A 23,903-nucleotide genomic window follows, 5' to 3' on the forward strand; every position below is an offset into this window, starting at 1 on the left:
CCGCGGGACTGAGCCCGTGTCCGTTCGGTCATGCCGGGTCGCCTTCGGCCTGGAGGAGGAGTTCGACGTACGGGGCTCCCCTCCCCCGCGCGGGAACAGCCCCCCCGGAGTCGAACTCAGGCTGAAGCACACCGCGTTCACCGGGCGGCCACCTTCGCACAACTCTTCGTACGCCTCGTGAGTCACACCCCCGTAAGGCTTCCCCTCTCAGTTCCGCCTTCGAATACGGGAGTTCCACCTTGCGTGTACGTACCCTGGCCGCCACCGGCGCCGTAGTGGCGCTCACCGCCGCCGGTCTGACCCTGCCGTTCGCCGGGAGCGCCGCGGCCGTCGCGGCGACTCCGCGGTTCGACTTCAACGGCGACGGATACGCGGACATCGCGGTCGGCATGCCCAATGCCACCGTGAACGGCAAGGCGAAGGCCGGCTACATCAGCGTGATCTACGGCGGCCCGCAGAGCCCGAGCCAGTCCACCGGCGTCATCAGCCAGGCCGAGGCCGGCATCCCCGGCACGCCCGAGGCAGGTGACCGGTTCGGCTCCTCCGTGGCGCCCGTCGATGTGAACGGCGACGGCGTCTTCGAACTCGTCGTCGGCGCCAGCGGCGAGACGCTCAACTCCGAGCAGCGCGGGAGCGAGGGCACCATCACCGTCCTCGACGGCTCAGCATGGAACGTCAAGGGCACCACCGTGGCCCGGGGCACCTCCGAGTTCAGCGGCATCGGCGACACCATCGCCACCGGCGACTACGACGGCGACGGCGACACCGACCTCGCGTACGGAGAGAACGGCGAGGAGCACGGGTCGCTCCGGTTCCGCCCGGGCCCGCTCACCGCCGACCCGGTGACCACCACCACCCTGCGCAGCTACGGCATGGGCGGCCGAACCAGCGATCTGGCCACCGGCGACTTCGACGGTGACGGCCGGGACGACCTCGCCACCACCTGGCGGGGCATGGAGGAGTACGGCACCTTCATCACCCGCTGGGACGACCAGGCCAAGCCCGCCCAGTCGTGGTCCAACGGCGACCACGGCACCGCGCTCGCCGCCGAGGACTTCGACCAGGACGGCACGGACGACCTCGCGGTCGGCTTCGTACAGCCCAACTTCGAGGCGGACCACACCTACTGCGAGGACCTGGTCGGCGGCACGGTGCTCGTGCTCCACGGCTCGAAGACCGCGGAGTTCGGCGCCAAGCACCAGTGCATCAACCAGTCCAGCCCGGAGGTCGGCGGCACCGCCGAGCCGGGCGACGACTTCGGCGCCGCGCTGAGCGCGGGCGACCTGAACGGCGACAACCGTCCGGAACTGGTGGTCGGCGTGCCCGGCGAGGACGTGGGCACCGTGAAGGACGCGGGCGGATACGTCACCTTGAACGGCACGGAGCACGGCCCCTCCGGCGGTCCGGCCCGCAGCCAGAGCACCCCGAACATGCCCGGCACGGCCGAGGCCGGTGACCGCTTCGGCGCCCAGGTGGCCGTCGGCGACTACAACCGCGACGGACTGTGGGACACCGCGGTGAGCGCGCCCGGGGAGAACGCCGGTGAGCCCAGGTCGGGTGGCGTCTGGTTCGCGCCGAGCAGCACCGAGGAGACGTACCCGCCGGGCAAGTCGCTGACCCCGTTCGGCTTCGCGCTGCCCCACGGGGCCATCAAGTACGGCGAAGTGCTGGGGCTCTGAGCATCCGACTGCCCCTCCAGCCCGTGACGCGGGCGGCTCGCCGCTGATTCAGGTGGCGGGCCGCCGCAAACGCGGACATGGCTGAAACACCGGGTCAGGCTCAGTACTGAGAGATCAGTACCGGGCCTGATCTGCTGTGTGGGGGCTCTGCAGCAGCTGGGCCAGCAGCAGGACGCCTCCGGTCGCCGCTGCTCCTACCGCTCCCGCCGCCAGGAAACCGTGCGAGGAACGCCAGGACAGCACCGACCACCGCGACTGCGCGGAGAACAGCGATCCCGTACTCAGCCACGACCCTGTGGAGATCAGCGACAGGGAGGAACCGATCGAGCCGGCCGACAGGGCGCTTCCGATCGAGCCGATCGACAAGGCCGAACCGACGGATCCCACGGACAGCACCGAACCCACTGAGCCGATCGACAGCACAGAGTCCTGTGACCACAACGACAGGACCGAACCGGAAGAGGCGCCACGAACCGACCGGCGCGATGGGTGCGAACGAACCGACCGGAGCGACCGTACGGACAGCTTTGTCATGAGGCCATCCTGCCCGCTGGTCGCTGTGTCGCGGGAGCCTTTCGCGCCCCGCGCCCCGCGCCCCGCGCCCGCGCCCGCGTCTCGCGCCCCACGTCTTGCGCCCCACGTCGTTTCGGCGCCGGTCCCTCCCCTGTGCGGACCGGTGCCGAACGACGCGGGCGGCTTCGGCCCGTGCCGTATCGGCGTAGCGGCGCGGGTCGACCAGGGACCGGATCCACAGGTGACGCGGGTACGGTCCGGATGTGCTCGGAGGAAACCAGCCGAGGCGATGCAGAGTCAGAAGTCACCTCTGCGGGTAGCACGAGCTGGTGACCTGGTCTGACGCTGCGCGATTGGTTCGCTACCGCTTCGTGATCCTGTCAGCCCGGGCCCCGGACGGGGAGGTACCACCCTTGTCCGGACGCCTTAGCCGCAGGTCAGCCGTATAAGGTGAGTTTTCCGGTCCGGATACCAGGTGGCGGGGAAGTAAGGGGTGGAGGCCTTGGGTTCCGACTCAGGGGCACGTACAGCCTTCGCGGAACGTCTCGCGCTGCTGTACAAGGAAGCCGGTAACCCTCCCCTCCAGCGCGTGGCCGAGGCGGTCGTCCGACATCAGCGGGTCGATGAACGAGGGCGGACCGTTCGGGTGTCCGCGCAGCGGATCAGCGACTGGCGGCGGGCCAAGAACGTGCCTGCCCAGTTTGCTGCCCTCGCAGCGGTGCTTCATGTCCTGATACCCGAAGCACGTCGCGAGCGGCCCGCGCCGGTGTCCACGGGCCTGTACGACATGGCCCAGTGGCAGCTCCTTTGGGAGCGCGCGGTGGCCGACCCGGTCAGTGGTCACGTCGCCGCCCCGGCATCCCCGGTAGAGGGAGAAGGCGAGGGGCGGCTTCAGGCCGAGGGGCCTGGGCCTGCCGCCGTCACCAGTGTGTGCCCCTACCGCGGGCTTGCCTCATATCGGCAGCAGGACTCCCGGTGGTTCTTCGGGCGTGAGCGGAGCACACATGCCCTCGTCGCCCAGCTTCGCGCGGCGGAGAAGACGGGTGGCATCGTCATGCTCGTGGGCGCCTCCGGGGCGGGGAAGTCCTCCCTGCTCCACGCCGGTCTGGTGCCCACGTTGCAGAGCGGCGAACTGAGCGACGAGAACGGCCTGGCGGGTCCCGTACTGCACCTCGTACCGGGAAGCGATCCCCTCGCGGAGCTGACCCGCCACATACCCGAGCTCGCGCACGCCATCTCCACCTCAGAAGACCCCCCAAAGGATCCCCAAAAAGACCTCCCGGAAGACCTCACGGAAGACGCCCCCGAAGACGCCCCCGCGCGGGAGCCCGGTGCTCCGCGATCCGCGAAGGCCGTGCGGGAAGCCGTCGCGGCATGGGCGCGACGCGAGTCCGCCTCCACCGCCCGCCCGGTCGTCATCGTGGATCAGTTCGAGGAGACGTTCACCCTCTCCTCCGACGAGGCGGCCACGCGCACGTTCATCCAGGTCCTCCAGGCCGCGTGTTCACCCACCGAGGCCGGTGATCCGGCTACCGCGCTCGTGGTCCTCGGTATCCGCGCCGACTTCTACGAGCAGTGCCTCGCGTATCCCGAACTTGCCGACGCCCTGCAGCACCGGCACATGGTGCTCGGGCCGCTGACCACGCAGGAGTTGCGCGAGGCGGTGACAGGACCGGCCAAGGCCGTCGGGCTCGAACTCGAACCGGGGCTCGCGGAACTGATCGTCCGGGAAGTGAGCACGGACGGGCCGCGCGGCGCGCACGACGCGGGAGTGCTGCCGCTCCTCTCCCACGCCCTGCTCGCCACTTGGCAGCGGCGGAAGACGGGAAAGCTCACGCTGGCCGGTTACCGCGCGGCGGGCGGGATCCAGGGAGCCGTCGCGGCGAGCGCCGAACGTGCCTGGTCCGGCCTCGATCCGGCGGCCCGCACGGCCGCCAGGCTGCTCCTCCTCAGGCTGGTCCGGCTCGGCGAGGACACCCAGACCACCCGCAGGCGAGGGACACGGCGCCAGCTGGCGGAGGAGTCGACGGACCCCGGCAAGACGGAGGAGTCGCTCGAAGCGCTGGTACGCGCCCGTCTTGTGACGCTCGACGCGGAGGCCGTGGAGATCACGCATGAAGCGCTGCTCCACGCCTGGCCCCGGCTGCGCGACTGGATCCACGAGGACAGGAACGACAACCTCCTGCGCCAGCGCCTCGAGGAGGACGGCAGGACCTGGGAGGACTCCGGCCGCGATACGTCCCTGCTCTACCGGGGTTCCCGCCTGGAGCAGGCACGTGCCTGGACGAAGACCGCCGGTGGCACCTTCCTGACCAGAGGCGCCGTGGAGTTCGTGGCCGCTTCGGCCAGACTCCGCAGGCGCACGGTCCTGATCACCCGGGGCGCGGTGGCGGCTCTGGTCGTCCTTGCCATGGTGGCCGTCGTCTCAGCGGTGGTCGCGTGGCAGCAGCGGGACGACGCGGTGTTCCAGCAGGTGGTCGCCGAGGCCGATCGCGCCCAGCACACGGATCCGTCCCTCTCCGCCCAACTGGACCTGGTGGCACACAATCTGCGGCCGGAGGACGCGGGCGCGAGGAACCGGCTGCTCTCGATCGTGAACGCGCCGCTGGCCACCCCGCTCCTGGGCCACAAGGGCGCCGTCTACCTCACCTCCTTCAGCCCGGACGGACGGACCCTGGCCACCGCCAGCTACGACAGGACCGTACGGCTGTGGAACGTGTCGGACCCCTCTCGCCCCAAGCCCCTGGGCAAACCCCTCACCGGGCATACGAGTTGGGTGAGCAGCGCGGTCTTCAGTCCGGACGGCGACACCCTCGCCAGCGCTTCGGACGACGGCACGGTCCGGCTCTGGGACGTGCGCGATCCCGGCCACCCGCGTCCGTTGGGCCCGCCCGTCAGGGGCCACGACGGCCCGATCTACCTGGTCGCCTTCAGCCCGGACGGGCGCACGCTGGCCTCCGCCCATGACGGTCACACCGTGCGGCTGTGGAATGTGGGGAACCCCAGCCGTCCGAAGGCACTCGGTGCCCTGACCGGCCACACCGCCGCCGTGCGTTCCGTGGCCTTCAGCCCCGACGGCCGGACCCTGGCGGCCGGTGGCGACAGCGGCAAGATCAGACTGTGGAACGTGGCGGATCCGCGTCGCCCGAAGCCGGTCGACAAGGTGCTGACCGGTCATACGGGCACGGTGCACTCCGTGGCCTTCAGCCCCGACGGCCGCACGCTCGCCAGCGGCAGCAGGGACAACTCCATCCGGCTCTGGAACGTGGCCGACCCACGCCGTGCGAAGTCGCTCGGCGCTCCACTCACCGGCCACACGGGTGCCGTGTGGTCCGTGGCCTTCAACCCCGCGGGAACCGTGCTCGCGGCCGCCAGCGCGGACAGTACGGCGAGCCTGTGGAACGTCCGTGATCCGGCGCACCCGTCGCAGGTCGGCGAGCCGCTCGCAGGCAGCAGCGGGGAGATATACGCCCTCGGCTTCAGCCCCGACGGACGGACTCTGGCCACGGGGAGCGGCGACAACAAGGTCCGCCTGTGGTCGATACCGACGTCCGACATGATCGGCCAGATCGGGACGTTCCGCCCTGACGGGAAGGTGCTCGCCACGGCCGCGCGCGACGAGCAGGTCCGGCTGTGGAACGTGGAGCATCCCAACCGGCCCGTGTCGCTGAGCAAACCGTTCAAGCCCTCGGACGGGGACGTGCGTTCGCCGGTGTTCTCCCCCGACGGCGACACACTCGCGGTCCTCACGGGAACCCGCGCGGTGCAGCTGTGGAACGTGTCCGACCCGACCCGGCCCGTCCCCTACGGGCCACCCGTCGCGCTGCGGACACGGTTCGCGGCCGCGCTGGCCTTCAGCCCGGACGGCCGCACGCTGGCGACCGCCCGCACCGACCGCACCATCCAGCTGTGGGACGTCAGCACCCCCTCTCACCTCCGTCCGCTCGGCGCGCCGCTCGCCGGCCACAAGGGCTACGTCAACTCCCTCGTCTTCAGCACCGACGGCCGCACGCTCGCCAGTGGAAGCGCGGACAGCACCATCCGGCTCTGGAACGTGGCCGACCGGCGCGATGTCACCCGCCTCGGCGCACCCCTCACGGGGCACCTGGGCCCCATCAACTCGCTCGACTACAGCCCGGACGGCCGCACACTGGCCAGCGCCAGCGACGACGGCACGGTCCGGCTCTGGGACATCACCGACCCCCACAAGGCAAAGCAGCTGGGCAATTCCCTCACGGGCCACACCGATGTGGTGGTGTCACTGACGTTCAGCCAGGACGGCCGCACCCTGGCGAGTGGCGGCAACGACAACACGGTCCGCCTCTGGGACGTCGCCCGCCCCTCCAAGGCCGCTCCCATCGGTCAGTCGATGAGCCCCAACGCCAAGACGGGCAGTTTCCTGTCGTTCAGCCCGCAGGGCCAGATGCTCGGAGTTTCCAGCGGAACGGATACCGTCCGGCTTTGGAACTTGGACACGGACGAGGCGATTCGCCGCATCTGCTCAACCACTCGGAACGTACTGACCCGGGAAAAGTGGCGCGACTATCTGTCCCGCCTCTCGTACGCGCCGCCTTGCGACGAGTAGACGAGTAGACGGTAGGCGGGTGGACGGGTAGACGGGCAGGCGAGTAGGCGAAGGGGCGGGCAGGCGGTAGGCGGTATATGGGCAGGCGAGTGGCGGTTCACAGCCTCTCCCCAACGAATCACGTTGAGTGATCCCGGTCACAACTCCGCATTTCGCTTCAGGAGTTGCTCCCCTCTACACGCGGAGCCTTGTTACGGTTGGCAACAGCCCGATCGCTGGTGCATCCCCCGTCGCCAGCGGTCGGGCACTTTCATGATCTCGCCACCCCGCGGCCGCCGTGAGCACCTCATCCACGAGGCATCCAGGGCCCGATCGAGGCATCCAGTGCCACGACGCTTTCGGAACGACGGGACAGGAAGTTGAAATTGAGGCAATAGGCCTCTTCCCCTTCCCGGGCGGTCGGCGGACTATCTACGGCCCAACTGGGTGGTAGGGCCATGCTTCGTGAACGGCAGGCCTTGCATATCGCGGATCAGCGGCCACGAGACAAGAGATCAAGCCGCCAAAGACCTCATTAGGAGTCGTATGGTGAGTCCCGCCGAACGATGCCCCGGTCCTCGCCCTCGTCCTGCGCAAGACCTCGTACGACACCGTCACTGGGAAAGGTGGTGAGCCGTGAGCCGGCGCATCGTCATCGTCACGGCCGTCCATGCACCGTCGGCGCGCTTCCTCGCTGACGCGTACAAGTCCCTCCGCGAGCAGGAGTTGCCCGCCGGGTGGGAGTGGCACTGGCTGATCCAGGAGGACGGGACGACCGACCAGGTCGCGCCCCACGTGCCCGACGACGACCGGATCACGTTCAACCAGGGGCGCCCGGGAGGCCCCGGCGTCGCCCGAACCATCGCCCTGGCCCACGCGGACGGCGAGTACATCAAGGTCCTTGACGCCGACGACCGGCTTGCGCCGGGTGCGCTGGCCCGCGACCTCGCGGCCCTCGAAGCTGATCGAACCATCGGCTGGGCGACGTCACGCGTGCTCGATCTGCTCCCCGACGGATCCACCGTCGGCTTCCCCGGCGACCCCGCGCACGGGCCGGTCGAACGCCAGGAAGTACTCGACTACTGGGCGTCCCACGACTACCGCCCGCAGGTCCATCCGGCGACGCTCTTCGTCCGCCGCGAGCTGCTCATGGCCCTGGGCGGCTGGATGGCCCTGCCCGCGTCCGAGGACACGGGCCTCCTGCTCGCCCTGAACTCGACCTGCCGCGGCTGGTTCTCGTCCGAGGTCGGCCTGCTCTACCGCAAGTGGGAAGGCCAGATGACCGGCCAGGCCTCGCACGTCGACACGGCGGAGCGCGATGCCCGTATGGCCGTGATCGAGGCCAGAGCGCGAGCGCTTGGCCGCTTCCGGTGGAGCTACCCCGTCGATGCTGAAGGGCATGACCATGAGCAGCGTTGAGTCCACGTCCGCCGGCGAGATCACGGAGGTCACAGAGGTCAAAGGGGTCACAGTGGATGCCGGAGACGCAGAGAACGTAGGAGACGCAGAGGACACAGGAGACGCTGAGGACGCAGGAGATGCTGAGGCACCGATGTGGTTTCCTGCCGTGTTCCTCTTCGGCGTGGTCTTCCTGATCCTCCGCTTCGGCGGTGTCTGGCCCTGGTGGCCCCTGCTCTGGGCGCCGCTGTTCGCTGTCGCCGTCGCGATCGCAGCGTACGAGTGGCGGCTGGTCCCCCGTAACCGGTGGCGTATGCCGGTCGGCGAATGGGCCCTCCTTGTCGTCGCCCATGCCGGGTGCGCGGCCTCCCTCGCCATCGTCGTCGGCCTCCTGCACCACTGACGTGCGTTGCTGGTCGGCAATGCGGATCTTGCAGCAGTCACGCCGGGCTCATACGGTCACAGCTATGCCTCCCGCCACCCCCCGCCGCACGTCGGAGCTCCTGGCCACCCTCGGCCGCGGCTACGTACGCAACGCGCCCGGCTCGCTGCTCAAGGGCCCCCTCGCTGCCCGCTACCTCAACCCGTACCTGCGCGACCATCCGCGTCAGCGCGTGGTCGATGCGCGGTTCGACGCCCGCTTCGCCTGCGACTCCCGCGACCTCATCCAGCGGTTCATCAGCCTCTACGGCGTGTGGGAACCGCACATGACACGGTGGCTGCAGAGCCGCCTGGGCGCCGGGGACACGTTCATCGACGTGGGCGCCAACATCGGCTACTTCGCGGTTCTGGGATCGCGTCTCGTCGGCAGCACGGGGCGGGTGGTGGCCATCGAGGCATCCCCCACCTTCCACGAGCGCCTGCTGCGGCACGTCAGGCTCAATGGCTGCGACGACAACGTACGCGCGGTCAACGCGGCGGTCTCCGACAGCCACAAGAAGCTGACCTTCGTGCTCGCCAGCTCGAACAACATGGGCGCGAACTCGATCGTCCCCTACGACGGTCCTGCAGAGTCGAGCTTCGACATGGAGGCCCGGCCCCTGCCCGAGATCCTGGACGAAGCCCTGGACGATGACGAACTCGCCAGGGCGCGCGTGATCAAGATCGACGTCGAGGGCGCAGAGGGCGGCGTCATCAGAGGCCTCGCCCCCTCCCTGAAGCAGCTCCGCCCGGATGTGGAGATCGCCGTGGAGGTGACCCCGGACCGCATGGCTCAACTGGGCGATTCCATCGACGAGTTGATGGAGACGATGGCTCAGCACGGCTTCCACACCTACCGGCTGCCCACCGACTACAGGCCGGAGAACTACCCCCGCGCCCTACGTCGGCCGGAGCCCCCGACGCGGTGGCGCGGCCCCATCGTCGGTGAGTGCGAGCTGGTCTTCTCGCGTGTCGACGCAGAGACCTTGCGCTGACCTGGGACTGGGCCTGGGCCTGGGCCTGGGCTTGGCCCCGGCCCGGGCCTAGATCCGGGTCCGGGGCCAGGGCCAGGGCCAGGGCCGGATCCGCCGCTCGTCCGGCGACCTAGCGGTCCCGGTCAAAGGCGAGATCCAGCATCCGAATCGCATTCCCGCGGAGCAGCTTGTACGCCACGTCCTCCGGGAGATGCCCGACGTGGTCCTCAGCCACCTGCTTCGTGTGCGGCCACGTCGAGTCGACGTGCGGGTAGTCGGTTTCGAAGGTGGCGTTGTCGACCCCGACGGTCTCGATCGAATCGACGCCGTGCTTGTCCCGGAAGAAGCAGCAGAAGATCTGCCGGTAGTAGTACGTCGACGGCGGCTCCGGGATCAGATCCTTGACCCCGCCCCAGGCCCGGTGCTCTTCCCATACGTCGTCGGCACGCTCCAGGGCGTACGGGATCCACCCCATCTGCCCCTCGCTGTAGGCGAGTTTGAGGCGCGGGAACTTCACGAGGACCCCGGAGAAGAGGAAGTCCATCATCGATGCCATCGCGTTGTTGAAGCTCAGCGAGGCCTGGACGGCCGGGGGCGCGTCGGGCGACGCCGCCGGCATCTGCGACGACGAACCGATGTGCATGTTCACGACCGTGCCGGTCTCCTCGCACGCCGCGAAGAACGGGTCCCAGTAGCCGGAGTGGATCGACGGAAGGCCGAGGTGAGTGGGAATCTCGCTGAAGGTCACGGCCCGCACGCCGCGCGCGGCATTGCGCTTGATCTCGGCGACGGCGAGGTCCACGTCCCACAGCGGGATGAGGCAGAGCGGGATCAGCCTGCCGCCGCTGTCACCGCACCACTCCTCCACCATCCAGTCGTTGTACGCCCGGACGCAGGCGAGCCCCACCTCCCTGTCCTTGGCCTCGGAGAACGTCTGCCCGCAGAAGCGCGGGAACGTCGGGAAGCAGAGGGAGGCCTCGACATGGTTGATGTCCATGTCCGCAAGGCGGGCCTTCGGGTCCCAGCAGCCACGGCGCATCTGCTCGCGCGTGATGCCGTCGAGCGTCATCTCGTCCCGTGAGAAGCCGACGGCGGCGATGATGCGCTTGTACGGGAAGATCTCTCCCTCGTACTCCCACCAGTCGGTGACCTGCCCTTCCGGGTCCGTCGTGAACTTGTACTTGCCACCGATGTACTCGAGCTCGCCGATACCTGCGGTGAAGGGCTTGGGGCCCCGGTCGCGGTACTTGCTCGGGAGCCACTTCTCGAAGAGGTGCGCGGGTTCGATCACGTGGTCGTCCACGCTGATGACGCGGGGGAGTTCCTTGGCTTGCTCGGCCCCGACCTCGTTGTTGTCCACTGCTGTGCCCCCTACTACCTGCCGGTTTCCCTAGCTGACATCTGACGGACCATCAGATTGAGGTTATGGGCTCACCCCGGCGACGGCAACAGCTCTCCTGAAACTCGACCTCTTGCGCGATCGCGCCGGATCCGCTGAACTGACGACTCGTCAGTTTGCAGGAGAACAGGTCGGATTTCGGATTGAGGGAGAGCGCTCGATGGAGACGATGTGGCTCACCGGAGCCGAGTGGGTCGCCGTGCTCCGGATCGGGCTCGGCCTGTGGTGGCTGGAGAGCTGGCGCCACAAGGACAAGAAGACCTGGTTCACCGGCGGCGGTATCGACTGGGCGGCGGGCATCGCGGACAAACACCGCTGGACCTTCGTGCGATCGGGCTTCGATGTCGTGGTGAAGCCCCGGCCTCGCACGATGGCGTACGTCGTCGCCTACGCGGAACTGGCTCTCGGCCTCGGCCTGATCGTCGGTTTCCTCACGCCGATCGCCCTCATCGGCGGACTCGTACTCAACCTGATCTACCTGGTCCTTATGATCCACGACTGGGGCGAGCAGGGGCAGAACCTGATGATGGCGCTGATCTCCGCGGTCGCGCTCTTCGGAATGTCCTGGCAAGTCTGGTCGCTTGACCACGCCTTCGGGCTCTTCACGTAGGTGCGAGATGCGAGATGCGCGCTTGTCTGGTCTGTTGCGCCGCCGCATGCCACCCTGCCCGGCACATCCGCCTTCTACGGGCTGAGGAGAAGCCGATGAGCGAACGCGACCGGGAAACGCACGGGCCAGAGGCGGCAGCTCCGGCCCCGGCCCCAGCCCCAGTCCTCAGACGAGGCCATGCCGCGCGAGCCGAGAGCGCGGCAGCCCGGGCGGCCGCGATGAGCCACTACATCGAGCGTGGCGCGGGAGGCGCGGGTGAGCATCCGGACGCCTCCACAGCCGACGAGAACGCCGTCTGGAAGGCCGCTCACGCCGCGCGCGTAGCGGCGCAGGCCCTCGCCGTGCTCTCCGAGAGCGCACCCGACCCGGCGGCGGACTCTCGCTGCGCCAGAAACGCCGCGGCCTCCGCCGCGCAGGCCGCACAGATGGCGCAACTCGTCGACGGTGACGCACCCCCGTCCCGCGACGCCTGCCAGGCCGCACTCAAAGCCTCCCTGGCCGCGTCATCGGCAGCGGGAGCCAAGTACCTCGGAGCGGACGAAGAGCTCAACTCCCAGGCAGACATGGCGGAGAGGGACTCTGTCGTAGCGGCAGAGCGGGCCGGATGGATCCGCCCCGGCGCGGACATCCCCGCCGTATCGACGGGAGTACGGAGCCCCGAGGTCATGTCGATGCTGCACTTCTGACCGCCCACGCTCCTATGCCGCGCTTCTGACCGTCCACGCCCCACCGCCGCACCTCGACGCAACGACCCGCGAGGGCAGCAACTGGCCTAGGCTGCATGGCAGTTAGGTGCTCCGCATCGGATGCCCTCATCGCCCTCACCGATCCTCGTCCTGCGCAGGCAGAACCCGGGCGGTACCGACCGGGTGCGATCAGGGCGCGATCGGCGGGCGAGCGGTGTGCGATCGGCGTGATGTATACCCGACGCCCCGTTCCGCTCACCGTTCCGTGGTGTCACCATGCGGAGTCCAGAGGTGTCGAGGGGTGTCGAGGGGCCCCCTCGACGGGGGCGGGCGGAGGAACAAAATGGCAGAGGTGTTCTTGCGACGGCTGAGCCGGTGGCAGGCGGAGCAGCAGCGGGAATCGGTCGCCGACATCTATGTCGAGGCCTACGAAGGAGACGCCGGAGCCGAGTACCGGGACCGTCAGGGGTTCCTGCACGTTTTCGAGAACACCGTGCAGCGGCCCGACTTCGACATGGTCGTCGCCGATGGGGCGGGCAGCATGGTCGGCTGTCTCTACGGTTATCGCGCCGCGCGTTCCGGCGACTGGTGGGAGGGGTTCCGCGGCGTCCTGCCTCCGGAGGTCGAGGAACGTACGGCATCGGGCCGGGTCTTCATCCTGACCGAGTTGATGGTGGTGCCCGCCTACCGGCGCCAGGGCGTCTCGGAGCGCCTGCGCACGCTTCTGTTCGTACGGCACGCCACGGATCTGGTCGTCGCGGTCATCAAGCGGGACGACAACCTGGGGCGGGAGGTCCTGCGGTCGTGGGGCTGGACGAAGCTCGGGGAGTTCGATCCGGTCGGTCCCGGCTCGACGGCACCGCCCCGGCGGGGAGAGACCGAGACGAGGGCGACACCGAACGGGCTGGTGTGGGAGGGATGGACGCGCCCGATGCCTTGACCCTCGGGCCCGCCCCATCCACCACATCCGCCCCAAAAGCCGCTAACCCGCCTTGCTCGCCTAACCCACCCTGCTCGCCTTCAGGGAGTACATGAGGGGGATGCGCGGGCGGTCCACGGGGAACTGGTAGGTGCCGGTGCCGTCGCGGCGTTCGAGGGTGCCGAAGCGTTCGAAGAGCGTGGTGTCGTGCTCGTGGAGGAAGTCGATACGCAGTCCCGCCGCCGCCAGCTCCGAAACGACCTCGCCGACCGGGTGCTGCCACTCCACGCTGCGGTTGTGGACCGTGGGGGTTGTCGTGTCCGCGTAGCCGCCGGGGGTCTCTTCGATCCAGGCGTCGCGGGCGAAGTAGTCGTACGCGATCCGTGAGCCCGTCGCGTCGTCCAGGATGTCCGCGAGCGGGTGGAACTCCGCGAGGTAGAGGAAACCGCCGGGCGCTACGAGCGCGGCCGCGGTCTCGGCCCACCGCCGGATGTCGGGGAGCCAGCACAGGGCGCCCACTCCGGTGTAGACGATGTCGTACGAGGAGTCGGGCACCGCATCCGCCGCGTCGTACACGTCGGCGGCGACGAAGGATGCCTGGTCGGCGGTGAGGCCGAGTTCGGCGGCGAGGTCGCGGGCCGCGTCGACCGCGGGTTCGGAGAAGTCGAGCCCCACCACGCGGGAGGCGCCGTGCCGGGCCCAGGAGAGGGTGTCGAGGCCGATGTGGCACTGGAGGTGGAGCAGCGAGCGCCCGGTGACGTCACCGACCTCCGCGAGCTCGAAGTCGCGCAGCGGGTCGCTGCCGGAGCGGAAGGCTTCGAGGTCGTAGTAGTCGCTGGCGAGGTGGAGGGGGACGCGCTCGTCCCAGCGTTTTCGGTTGGCCTCGCGCCAGTCGGCGGGGGTCGGTGAGTACATGTCCAGAAAGTTATCCACAGGCTGGGGACCCTCGCCAGCGGATTGTCTGCGCGTGCGTGCACTATGGGGTTCATGAGCGACTTGGGTGCGGGTGCAGGTGCAGTGGATACGTCGGGCGCGGGTGCGGACGGAGACGGCTACGGAGACGGCCACGGAGACGGAGGCGCGGGGATGCCGGATTGGGAGAAGCGGTTCCGTGCGCCGCGGGTGTCCCTGCCCGACTGGGCGGAGGACGCTCCGGACCGTTCCCTGTTCGTGTCGAACGCGACAGGGACGTATGAGCTGTACGCATGGGACCGCGCCACCGGCGAGCAGCGCCAGGTGACGGACCGGCCGAACGGCACGACGGACGGCCTGCTCTCGCCGGACGGCGAGTGGATCTGGTGGTTCAGCGATACGGACGGCGACGAATTCGGCGTGTGGATGCGCCAGCCCTTCGCGGGCGGCGGCGCCGACGAACCCGCGGTGGCGGGGCTCGAAGCGTCGTATCCGGCGGGCCTCGTTCTCGCGCGGGACGGGCAGATGTCCGTCGTCGGCCGCTCGACGGACGAGGACGGCACGACGATCCATGTCGTACGTTCCCCGGGCGCGGACCCCGTCGAGATCTACCGCCACCGTGAGTCCGCGGGCGTCGGCGACCTCTCGTACGACGGCTCCCTGATCGCCGTCGAGCACACGGAGCACGGCGACGCGATGCACTCCACCCTCCGGGTGATCAGGCCGGACGGCTCCACGGTCGCCGAGCTCGACGACACCGAGGGCGGCACGGTCGAGCTCGGCCTCGAGGTCCTCGGCTTCGCGCCGGTCGACGGGGACACGCGGCTGCTCGTCGGGCATCAGCGGCGCGGCCGCTGGGAGCCGATGGTGTGGGACGTCGCGTCGGGCAAGGAGACGGAACTGACGCTCGACCTGCCGGGTGACGTGAGCGCCGAGTGGTATCCGGACGGCTCGGCCCTGCTCATCGCGCACAGCTTCGAGGCCCGCAGCGAGCTGTTCCGGTACGTGTTCGCCTCCAGTGAGCTGATCGAGGTCGAGACACCCACGGGGTCGGTGTCGGGCGCGACGGCTCGGCCGGACGGCAGCGTGGAGTACCTGTGGTCGTCGGCCGCCGAGCCGCCGGTGGTGCGCTCGACGACGGGCGGCGTCGTGCTCGACCCGCCGGGCATGAAGTCCCCGGCCTCCGTGCCGGTGGAGGACGTGTGGGTCGAGGGACCCGGGGGCCGGGTCCACGCCCTCGTACAGAAGCCGGCCGACGCGACAGGCCCGCTCCCCACGATCTTCGAGATCCACGGCGGCCCGACGTGGCACGACAGCGACGCGTTCGCGGCGGGCCCGGCAGCCTGGGTCGACCACGGGTACGCGGTGGTGCGGGTCAACTACCGCGGTTCGACCGGGTACGGCCGGGAGTGGACGGACGCCCTCAAGCACCGCGTCGGCCTGATCGAGCTCGAAGACATCGCGGCGGTGCGGGAGTGGGCGGTGACGTCGGGCCTCGCGGACCCGGCCCGCATCGTCCTGGCGGGCGGCTCCTGGGGCGGTTACCTCACGCTGCTCGGCGTCGGCACCCAGCCCGACGCATGGGCGGTGGGCCTGGCCGCGGTGCCCGTCGCGGACTACGTGACGGCGTACCACGACGAGATGGAGGCCCTGAAGGCCATGGACCGCACGCTCCTCGGCGGTACGCCCGAGGAGGTCCCCGAGCGCTTCGAGGCCTCGTCCCCGCTGACGTACGTGGACGCGGTGCGGGCACCGGTCTACATCTCCGCGGGCGTGAACGACCCGCGCTGCCCGATCCGCCAGGTCGAGAACTACGTGGACCGGCTCAAGGCGCGGGGCGCGACACACGAGGTGTACAGGTACGACGCGGGGCACGGCTCGCTCGTCGTGGACGAGCGGATCAAGCAGGTGCGGTTGGAACTGGACTTCGCGGAGCGGCACCTTCGCCGATAGCCGGGAGGGATGGCCGCGGGGTTTCCCAACCCCGCGGCCTGTCGCTCAGGGGCGCCCCCGTACCGTGGGGGTGTGTACCGGTTCCTGCTGACGCCCCGCTGGTGGGGGATCAACGTCTTCGTACTGCTGGCCATCCCCGTCTGCATCTTTATGGGGTCATGGCAGCTGGGGCGGTTCGAGGACCGCGTCGAGGCGCATGACGCCGCGCAGGCACAGGCCGACCGGCAGTCGTCGCCGACCCGGTCCGAGGCGAAGCCCAGGCCGCTGGACTCGCTCCTCCCCGTGGACCAGGAGACATCCGGGGAACGCGCGTCGGCAAAGGGGCGGTACGGCGAGCAATTGCTGGTGCCGGACCGGGAGTTGGACGACAAGTCCGGCTACTACGTCCTCACGCTCCTGCACACCGACAGCGGCAAGGACCTGCCCGTCGTACGGGGCTGGCTCCCCGGGAACGCGAGTGCGGCGAAGGCTCCATCGGCGCCTTCCGGTGAGGTCACCGTGACGGGCGTGCTTCAGGCCTCCGAGAGCCCCGGGTCCAACGGCGTCAGTTCGACTGGAGGACTGCCGGACGGGCAGCTGGGCGCCATCAGCGCGGCCTCACTGGTGAACGTGGTCCGGGGCGATGTGTACGACGCCTGGGTCACGCTGGAGAAGGGCGACTCCGGGATGAAGGCGGTCCCGGCGGCTGCGCCCGCGAACACCGGTCTCGACCTCAAGGCCTTCCAGAACCTCGGTTACACCGGCGAGTGGTTCGTCTTCGCGGGGTTCGTCGTCTTCATGTGGTTCCGGTTGTTCCGCCGGGAGCGGGAGTTCGCGCGGGACGCCGCGCTGGGGCTTCTGCCGGAGGAGCCCGCTGCCTCGGTTGAGACTGCTAAGGCCGCTGAGACTGCTGAGGCCGCTGAGACTGCTCGCGGGGTCTGAGTTTCCCTGTCCTGAAACGCCGAACGGGCTGGAGCGATATCCAGCCCGTCCGAACCAGCTTCACCTACGACGCTGCGGCGCCATGGCACTACGACGCCGACAGCATGCCCGTCCGGTAGACCGTCCCCGCACACGCATTGGCGATCGTCGCGCCCGCCGCGGGCGTACCCGAGGCCGCCGTCAGGGACACCGTCACTCCGCCGTCCAGGACGCCGCCGTCCCCGCGCATCATCTGCGGCTCCGTACCGTCCGGCGTGCCGCCGTCCGAGCCGCCGCCCTCTGTGGGAGTCGGGTCGGGCGAAGGTTCGCCGCTGTCCGTCGGACACCCTTCCGAAGGCACCCAGGCGAACTTCACCTCGTACGCCGCCCCCGGCTGGAGGACCAGCGAGCTGACCGCCGTTGCCGGGTCCGGCAGGCCGGCCGCCGCGTCGCCCGCCACATGGTCGGCGACGCTGATCTTCCCGGGGTCGGCCGCCCCGGTCGTCGACGTACTCACGCTGCCCGGGGCGCTGACCGTACAGGCGCTTGAGGAGACGTTGGCGATGCGGAAGGTGCCGTACACCTTGCCGTCGCCCTCCGGCGCCCCCGCGCTGCCGACGGCGTTGCCGAGCTGGTCCATCGCGCAGGCAGCCGAGTCGGCGGACGCCGTGCCCTTCGGGTCGGGGTCACCGCTCGCGCCCGTGCTGGACGCGCCGCCCCCCTTGCCGTCCTTCTTGCCCTTCTCGTCTTTCTTGTCCTTGGACTTCGAGGGGCCGGAGCCGCTGCCCTCGCCCTTCTCGCCGCCGTCAGGACCCTTGCCCTGACTCGAACCGCCCTGCGTCTGCTCGCTGTTACCGGCGATTGACGGCCGGTCGTCCGAGTCGCCGCCGGAGTTCGTGACGTGCACCAGAGCGGGGATGGCGGTGCCGATGAAGAGCGCGGCGGCCGCCATGCCGACCACGGCCTGACGCTTGCGCGCCCGCCGTGCGGGCACCGCATGGCGCAGTCGCTCCAGGGCACGGTCTCCCGGCTCGATCTCCTGGACGGCCGAACGCATCAACCTGCGCAGCGCCAGCTCGTCGGAGTCCGAACCGAAGACAGAGTCGGAGCCGAGGACAGAGCCGGAGTCGGAGCCGTCCTCACCGCCGGAGACGGCGCCCGAAGCGGCACCATCCTCCGCACCGGCCTCCGCACCGGCCTCGGCGCCGGGCTCCTCAGACCCAGCCCCAGCCCCAGCCCCGGACCCGTCTTCAGATTCAGACGCGGTGGGCTCCTCACCCTGACCGTGATCGTGTTTCACAGTTCCGTCTCCAGCATGCTGCTCAAACTCGGCGTTCTCTCCGCGCTCATCGTGCTCATCGCGCTCACGCCCGTCCTCGTGCTTGCTCATGCCGGTGCCTCCATGGCGACCCGCAGAGCCGCGATCCCGCGCGAGCCGTACGCCTTCACCGACCCGAGCGATATACCGAGCGTCTCGGCGACCTGCGCCTCGGTCATGTCCGAGAAGTACCGCAGGACCAGGACCTCGCGCTGGCGGCGCTGGAGGCCGCGCATCGCCTTGATCAGCTCGTCCCGCTCAAGGAGGTCGTACGCACCCTCCTCCGCGCTCGCCATGTCCGGCATCGGCTTCGAGAGAAGCTTCAGCCCGAGGATCCGGCGCCGCAGCGCGGACCGCGAGAGGTTCACGACGGTCTGCCGCAGATAGGCGAGCGTCTTCTCCGGATCCCGCACGCGTTTGCGCGCCGAGTGCACCCGGATGAACGCCTCCTGCACGACGTCCTCGCACGAAGCCGTGTCATCGAGGAGCAGCGCCGCCAGGCCGAGGAGCGACCTGTAGTGGGCGCGGTAGGTCTCGGTCAGGTGGTCGACCGTGGTGCCCGCACTCATCGCCTCCTCAGCGCCATCGCGCTGCGTCGGGATGCGGGCCGATCTCGTCGTGGGCATGGGGGCGATCACCGGCATGCCGGCGGGCGCACGGGGACGGCGAGGCGGACGCAGGGCAATGCCCCTCGCCTGAACCGCTGTGAAATCGAGTACCTCTGCCACGCCTGTTGGACACGCTTACCCCCTGGAGGGTTGTACGCATCATGCGGTGCGTTTGCGGCAGGCATCGTCGCCGTAAGTGACGATGCATCAAATGCCCCCATGCGTACCAGCTCTTCCCCTATGCCCAATTTTCGCAGCGTTCAAGGTCACACCCCTGAAGGGCGATCGCAAAGACGCGCCCCGCCCAGCTGCCGGTTGCAGGGGACGGGGACGAATATTGCGAATCTTCGAACGCGGCAATGGTCCAGTTCAAGCGATCCTGGCCACCAAGTTGGACACAGAACTTACACAGATCCCGCAAAGGTTTTCACTCCGGGGAGCATTCAGGACAAGACCCGCTCACCAGATGACATCCGTCTGCACCTGTCTGCGTCTTTCTGTCCCTATCTGGTCCCGCGGGAACCAGCCAGAGCTACCGCCCGGTGAACTCCCCCGCCACCAGCTCCGCGATCTGGACCGTGTTCAGCGCGGCCCCCTTGCGCAGGTTGTCCCCGCACACGAAGAGCTCAAGGGCCGTCGGATCGTCAAGGGCGCGCCGCACCCGGCCCACCCACGTGGGGTCGGTCCCCACCACGTCGGCCGGCGTCGGGAACTCACCGGCGGCCGGGTTGTCGAACAGCACGACGCCCGGCGCGGTGGCCAGGATCTCCCGCGCGCGATCCACCGTGACCTCGTCCTCGAAGCGCGCGTGGACGGTCAGCGAGTGGGTGGTCACCACCGGCACGCGTACGCACGTGGCCGCGACCTTCAGCCCGGCCAGGCCGAGGATCTTGCGGGACTCGTCCCGCACCTTCATCTCCTCGGACGACCACCCGTCGTCCCGCAGCGTCCCGGCCCACGGCACCACGTTCAGCGCCACGGGCTCCAGGAAGGGCCCGGTGTCGTCCCCGACAGCACGTCGTACGTCACCGGGGCTCGTGCCGAGTTCCGAGCCCGCCACCAGCTTCATCTGCCGCCGCAGCGTGTCCACACCGTCCCGCCCGGCCCCGCTCACGGCCTGGTAGGACGAGACGATCAGCTCGCGAAGGCCGAACTCGGCATGCAGCGCGCCGATGGCGACGATCATCGAAAGGGTCGTGCAGTTGGGATTGGCGACGATGCCGCGCGGGCGTACGCGCGCCGCATGCGGATTGACCTCGGGGACGACAAGCGGCACGTCCGGGTCCATCCGGAAAGCGGCGGAGTTGTCGATCACCACGACGCCCTTGGACGCGGCAATGGGAGCCCACTGCTCGCTGACCTCGTCAGGCACGTCGAACATGGCCACATCGACGCCGTCGAAGACGTCCTCGCTCAGCGCGAGGACCTCGACCTCCTCACCGCGCACGGCCAGCTTCTTGCCGGCCGAGCGCGGTGAGGCCACGAGTCGGATCTCGCCCCAGATGTCGGCGTGCTGCGACAGGATCTGGAGCATGACCGCGCCGACGGCCCCGGTCGCTCCGACGACCGCGAGCGTCGGCTTTCCGGTCATCGCCCGGTGCCGCCATAGACCACGGCCTCGTCCGTGTCGGAGTCGAGTCCGAAGGCGGTGTGCACGGCGCGCACGGACTCGTTCGCGTCATCGGCGCGGGTCACGACCGAGATGCGGATCTCGGAGGTCGAGATCAGCTCGATGTTCACGCCCGCGTCGCTGAGCGCCTCGAAGAAGGCGGCGGTGACGCCGGGGTTCGTCTTCATGCCCGCGCCGACCAGCGAGATCTTGGCGATCTGGTCGTCGTAGCGAAGGGAGTCGAAGCCGATGGTCGCGCGGGTCTTCTCCAGCGCGTCGATCGCCTTGCGGCCCTCGGCCTTGGGCAGCGTGAACGAGATGTCCGTGAGCCCGGTCGACGCGGCCGACACGTTCTGCACGATCATGTCGATGTTGACCCCGGAATCCGCGATGGCGCGGAAGATCGAGGCGGCCTCACCCGGCTTGTCCGGCACGCCGACGACCGTGATCTTGGCCTCCGAGGTGTCGTGCGCGACACCGGAGATGATGGCCTGCTCCACCTTGCGGTCCCCTTGCGGTTCGTTGCTGACCCACGTGCCCTTGAGCCCACTGAAGGACGAGCGCACGTGAATCGGGATGTTGTAACGGCGGGCGTACTCCACACACCGGTGGAGCAGCACCTTCGACCCGGAGCTCGCGAGCTCCAGCATGTCCTCGAACGAGATCCAGTCGATCTTCTGGGCCTTCTTCACCACACGGGGATCGGCGGTGAAGACACCGTCGACGTCCGTGTAGATCTCGCAGACCTCGGCGTCGAGCGCGGCCGCGAGGGCGACGGCGGTCGTGTCGGATCCACCACGCCCGAGCGTGGTGATGTTCTTGCCCTCCTGGCTGACGCCCTGGAACCCGGCGACGATGGCGATGTTGCCCTCGTCGACCGACGTCCTGATCCGCCCGGGGGTCACATCGATGATCCGCGCTTTGTTGTGGACGGAGTCGGTGATGACACCGGCCTGGCTGCCCGTGAACGACTGGGCCGCGTGACCCAGGTTTTTGATCGCCATGGCCAGCAAGGCCATGGAGATCCGCTCCCCGGCGGTCAGCAGCATGTCGAATTCACGCCCGGCAGGGATCGGGGATACCTGCCCGGCAAGATCGATCAACTCATCCGTCGTGTCACCCATGGCGGACACCACGACAACGACCTGATGGCCGTTCTTCTTGGCGTCGACAACCCTCTTGGCGACCCGCTTGATGCCCTCGGCATCGGCTACGGAGGAGCCTCCGTACTTCTGCACGACAAGGCTCACGTGCGCTCCTCGCTCAGTCCGTCTCTTACCGCACTGCTGCGGTCGGCTCAGTCTAACGAGCGGCCGAAATTCGCCTCGCAGATATCACATGGTGAGATGTCCCGCCCACTACGTGATCACCCACGGGCATACGCCCCCGCTGCTCGGGAGGTACGTTTCGACCGCTCGGCTTGGCACATGCCCGTTTGGCAGTAGGACACTCCGGAAAGTGGGGCGGGTCACAGGTTCGAGCAGCTCCGGGCCGCGCGATGCCGGGGGCGCCTTGCCGGACCTCAGTCATACGCCGCCTCGCCCCACCGGAAGCCCGGCCGCGCGGCGCAGCTCCGCCACCCGCTCGGTGACGTCCACGACGATGCCGCCGTCGATGTCGTCGTCCGCAGCGGCGCGGGGCCGCGGGAGGAAGGTCTCCGGAATGGCCCGACGGGCTTCCACAGCCGCATCCAGCCCTGCTTGCGCCGCCGCATCCTCCACGCACTGCTCGCAGTCGCAGGACTCGGTGTCAGCGCGGCACTCAGCGCAAATACCCTTGATCAACTTCGCAGAGGTCTCGGGCTCGTCGCAGAGTCCGCAGACCATGACGGCGCGGGTGACGCGGACGCGGCCACGGGTCTTGGGGTTCGGCTTGGGAGGCAACTTGCTCTCCAATCGGGTGCGGGCGAGACCGCCCGGGTTGGTGACGTTGGGCGGCAGCCCTGTGGTGAGGGCGATGGTGATGTCCTGCGGGGTGGCCCCACGGACCAGCCATTCCGCTGCGCGGGGCTCCAACTGCCTGCACTCGCCCTCGGAGAGGGCCATGCGGCGGTCGGCGGTGCGGAGTTGGGTGAGGGTGCGGTAGGCGGTGGCGTCGGGGGCGGACTCGACTTCCGCCTCCTCCGGCCCCTCCGGCTCCGGGGCCGATTCGGCGGCGCGGGCGAGACCCGACTGGTGTTCGTGGGTGACGTCCCGCCCGTGGCGGGCGCGGGCGAAGTCGGCCCACCACGCCTCCGACCTGCGGTTACGCGACCAGTACGTCCGGGTCACCCAGCGCATCGAGTTGTCATCGACGGTGAGGTGTTCCTTGATCCACCGGAGATGGCCGACCTCAGTCAGCCGCCGCAGCGAGGTGCGGATGGCTTGCTGCCCGTATTGGGGATGTGCGGCGGCGAGGTTCTTGTAGCCCATCGCGGCGCCGTCTTCCAGATGGTCGACGAAGACGGCGATATCGGCCTCACGCGGATGCAGATGCGCGAAATCCGCCTCCGTGTGCGGTTCTTCGTCATCCGCAAGGCGCTTCCCGTAGCCCGTTTTGGCCAGGGGATGGGACGGGGACGGCAGGACAGGATTAGGGTTGGCGTAAGCCACGGTCGAGCTCTTTTCGATCCGTAGGACTAGGCCCCGGAGCCGGTGTTTGCTGCACCGACCGGGGCTGTTCTATTGCCGCGAACGTAGAGCGCTTTCACGCTCCGACGCAAGCTGACTACGGAACGTCACTCTTGAGGGTGACGCCCAGCTCAACTCCCGTTGCGGGTCGGTTGGTTGATTTCTACCTACCTATCAACCCAACCCAGGGAGGAGCTCGGGGTCCGGGGCTCGGGACCCGGGGCCAGGAGCTTGAGCTCCGGGGTGAACTGCAGGAAAGTCCCGCTGGGGGCCCGCAAAAGGCGTCGATTGGCGGGACTTTATTGAGAATGGGCGCGATCAGGGCTGGGTGGCGTACGCCAGGAAGGTGGACCAGGCGGGGGCCGGAACGGTCAGGCGGGGGCCTGTCTCCGGGGGAAGCTTTGAGTCGCGGATGTGGATGGCAGTGGGGCAGGGGGCTATCTCTACGCAGTTGCCACCCTCGGAGTCGCTGTACTTCGACTTCCGCCAGTCCGGGGCGACTTCGAGGCAGGCGCCGCCCTCATCGTCGCTGTATGTGGACTTGCTCCAGCCCAAGGCGACTTCGACGCAGTTGCTGCCCTCAGCATCGCTGTGCGTGCACTTGCTCCAGTCGAGGGCGGCTTCGAGGCATGCGCCGCCCTCATCGTCGCTGTAACTCGACTTGAACCAGGCCAGCTGCTCACTCACGCTTCCTCCGCCATCCGCTTGATGAAGAGGGCCGACTCCTCGGTGGCGTGGGTGGCGTACGCCAGGAAGGTGGACCAGGCGGGGGCCGGAACGGTCAGGCGGGGGCCTGTCTCCGGGGGAAGCTTTGAGTCGCGGATGTGGATGG

General features: G+C 69.1%; 20 protein-coding genes. 10 read left to right on the forward strand and 10 right to left on the reverse strand.

What is annotated here, in order from left to right; translation table 11 throughout:
* The first annotated feature begins 239 nt into the window (after positions 1-239).
* Complete coding sequence (locus ACFQ7F_RS17765) at positions 240-1,679, forward strand: FG-GAP and VCBS repeat-containing protein (protein WP_383271280.1); 1,440 nt, start codon at positions 240-242, stop codon at positions 1,677-1,679.
* 114 nt (positions 1,680-1,793) lie between these two features.
* Here the strand turns inward: ACFQ7F_RS17765 and ACFQ7F_RS17770 are convergent, their stop codons facing one another.
* Positions 1,794-2,213: a hypothetical protein gene (locus tag ACFQ7F_RS17770; RefSeq protein WP_383271282.1), complete on the reverse strand. Its 420-nt coding sequence runs from the start codon at positions 2,211-2,213 to the stop codon at positions 1,794-1,796.
* A gap of 472 nt (positions 2,214-2,685) precedes the next feature.
* Between ACFQ7F_RS17770 and ACFQ7F_RS17775 the strand changes: the two genes are divergently transcribed.
* From ACFQ7F_RS17775 to ACFQ7F_RS17790, 4 genes are all read left to right on the forward strand, one after another.
* Complete coding sequence (locus ACFQ7F_RS17775) at positions 2,686-6,777, forward strand: AAA family ATPase (protein ID WP_383271284.1); 4,092 nt, start codon at positions 2,686-2,688, stop codon at positions 6,775-6,777.
* A gap of 615 nt (positions 6,778-7,392) precedes the next feature.
* On the forward strand, positions 7,393-8,175 hold the full coding sequence (locus ACFQ7F_RS17780) for a glycosyltransferase family 2 protein (protein WP_383271286.1): 783 nt from the start codon (positions 7,393-7,395) through the stop codon (positions 8,173-8,175).
* A gap of 133 nt (positions 8,176-8,308) precedes the next feature.
* Positions 8,309-8,557 (forward strand): hypothetical protein, encoded by a 249-nt coding sequence (locus ACFQ7F_RS17785; RefSeq protein WP_383271288.1) that lies wholly within the window; start codon positions 8,309-8,311, stop codon positions 8,555-8,557.
* A gap of 64 nt (positions 8,558-8,621) precedes the next feature.
* Positions 8,622-9,569 carry an FkbM family methyltransferase gene (locus tag ACFQ7F_RS17790; RefSeq protein WP_383271290.1) on the forward strand — a complete coding sequence of 316 codons (948 nt, stop codon included), beginning with the start codon at positions 8,622-8,624 and terminating at the stop codon, positions 9,567-9,569.
* Between the two features lie 109 nt (positions 9,570-9,678).
* Here ACFQ7F_RS17790 and ACFQ7F_RS17795 read toward each other — a convergent pair whose 3' ends face one another.
* Positions 9,679-10,908 (reverse strand): amidohydrolase family protein, encoded by a 1,230-nt coding sequence (locus ACFQ7F_RS17795; RefSeq protein ID WP_383271292.1) that lies wholly within the window; start codon positions 10,906-10,908, stop codon positions 9,679-9,681.
* A gap of 199 nt (positions 10,909-11,107) precedes the next feature.
* On the opposite strand from ACFQ7F_RS17795, the gene ACFQ7F_RS17800 reads away from it, so the two are divergent.
* The 3 genes from ACFQ7F_RS17800 to ACFQ7F_RS17810 all read left to right on the forward strand — a co-directional run bounded on the left by ACFQ7F_RS17800 (position 11,108) and on the right by ACFQ7F_RS17810 (position 13,183).
* The gene (locus ACFQ7F_RS17800; protein WP_383271294.1) at positions 11,108-11,557 is read left to right on the forward strand and encodes a DoxX family protein; all 450 of its coding nucleotides are present in this window, start codon (positions 11,108-11,110) and stop codon (positions 11,555-11,557) included.
* Positions 11,558-11,775: 218 nt separating this feature from the next.
* The gene (locus ACFQ7F_RS17805; RefSeq protein ID WP_383271296.1) at positions 11,776-12,243 is read left to right on the forward strand and encodes a hypothetical protein; all 468 of its coding nucleotides are present in this window, start codon (positions 11,776-11,778) and stop codon (positions 12,241-12,243) included.
* Positions 12,244-12,586: 343 nt separating this feature from the next.
* Positions 12,587-13,183: a hypothetical protein gene (locus tag ACFQ7F_RS17810; RefSeq protein WP_383271298.1), complete on the forward strand. Its 597-nt coding sequence runs from the start codon at positions 12,587-12,589 to the stop codon at positions 13,181-13,183.
* Positions 13,184-13,243: 60 nt separating this feature from the next.
* On the opposite strand, the gene ACFQ7F_RS17815 is transcribed toward ACFQ7F_RS17810, so the two are convergent.
* Positions 13,244-14,077 carry a class I SAM-dependent methyltransferase gene (locus tag ACFQ7F_RS17815; protein WP_383271300.1) on the reverse strand — a complete coding sequence of 278 codons (834 nt, stop codon included), beginning with the start codon at positions 14,075-14,077 and terminating at the stop codon, positions 13,244-13,246.
* Between the two features lie 171 nt (positions 14,078-14,248).
* On the opposite strand from ACFQ7F_RS17815, the gene ACFQ7F_RS17820 reads away from it, so the two are divergent.
* Both ACFQ7F_RS17820 and ACFQ7F_RS17825 read left to right on the forward strand, forming a co-directional pair.
* Positions 14,249-16,027, forward strand: coding sequence for a S9 family peptidase (locus ACFQ7F_RS17820; RefSeq protein ID WP_383271394.1), 1,779 nt, complete (start codon positions 14,249-14,251; stop codon positions 16,025-16,027).
* A 72-nt stretch (positions 16,028-16,099) separates the two neighbouring features.
* The gene (locus ACFQ7F_RS17825; RefSeq protein ID WP_383271302.1) at positions 16,100-16,948 is read left to right on the forward strand and encodes an SURF1 family protein; all 849 of its coding nucleotides are present in this window, start codon (positions 16,100-16,102) and stop codon (positions 16,946-16,948) included.
* 88 nt (positions 16,949-17,036) lie between these two features.
* Here the strand turns inward: ACFQ7F_RS17825 and ACFQ7F_RS17830 are convergent, their stop codons facing one another.
* The 7 genes from ACFQ7F_RS17830 to ACFQ7F_RS17860 form a co-directional block, all read right to left on the reverse strand.
* Positions 17,037-18,317 carry a hypothetical protein gene (locus tag ACFQ7F_RS17830; RefSeq protein WP_383271304.1) on the reverse strand — a complete coding sequence of 427 codons (1,281 nt, stop codon included), beginning with the start codon at positions 18,315-18,317 and terminating at the stop codon, positions 17,037-17,039.
* Positions 18,314-18,973 (reverse strand): SigE family RNA polymerase sigma factor, encoded by a 660-nt coding sequence (locus ACFQ7F_RS17835; protein WP_383271306.1) that lies wholly within the window; start codon positions 18,971-18,973, stop codon positions 18,314-18,316. Before ACFQ7F_RS17835 ends, ACFQ7F_RS17830 begins: the two co-directional genes overlap by 4 nt.
* A 412-nt stretch (positions 18,974-19,385) precedes the next feature.
* Complete coding sequence (locus tag ACFQ7F_RS17840) at positions 19,386-20,444, reverse strand: aspartate-semialdehyde dehydrogenase (protein ID WP_383271308.1); 1,059 nt, start codon at positions 20,442-20,444, stop codon at positions 19,386-19,388.
* Positions 20,441-21,712, reverse strand: a complete 1,272-nt coding sequence (locus ACFQ7F_RS17845; RefSeq protein ID WP_383271310.1) for an aspartate kinase — start codon at positions 21,710-21,712, stop codon at positions 20,441-20,443. Before ACFQ7F_RS17845 ends, ACFQ7F_RS17840 begins: the two co-directional genes overlap by 4 nt.
* Before the next feature lie 276 nt (positions 21,713-21,988).
* The gene (locus tag ACFQ7F_RS17850; protein WP_383271312.1) at positions 21,989-23,053 is read right to left on the reverse strand and encodes a hypothetical protein; all 1,065 of its coding nucleotides are present in this window, start codon (positions 23,051-23,053) and stop codon (positions 21,989-21,991) included.
* 336 nt (positions 23,054-23,389) lie between these two features.
* Complete coding sequence (locus tag ACFQ7F_RS17855; protein ID WP_383271314.1) at positions 23,390-23,758, reverse strand: DUF397 domain-containing protein; 369 nt, start codon at positions 23,756-23,758, stop codon at positions 23,390-23,392.
* The gene (locus tag ACFQ7F_RS17860; protein ID WP_383271396.1) at positions 23,755-23,901 is read right to left on the reverse strand and encodes a DUF397 domain-containing protein; all 147 of its coding nucleotides are present in this window, start codon (positions 23,899-23,901) and stop codon (positions 23,755-23,757) included. Before ACFQ7F_RS17860 ends, ACFQ7F_RS17855 begins: the two co-directional genes overlap by 4 nt.
* Between the last annotated feature and the right edge of the window lie 2 nt (positions 23,902-23,903).

It is taken from the genome of Streptomyces sp. NPDC056486, from assembly GCF_042795295.1.
GTDB lineage: Bacteria > Actinomycetota > Actinomycetes > Streptomycetales > Streptomycetaceae > Streptomyces.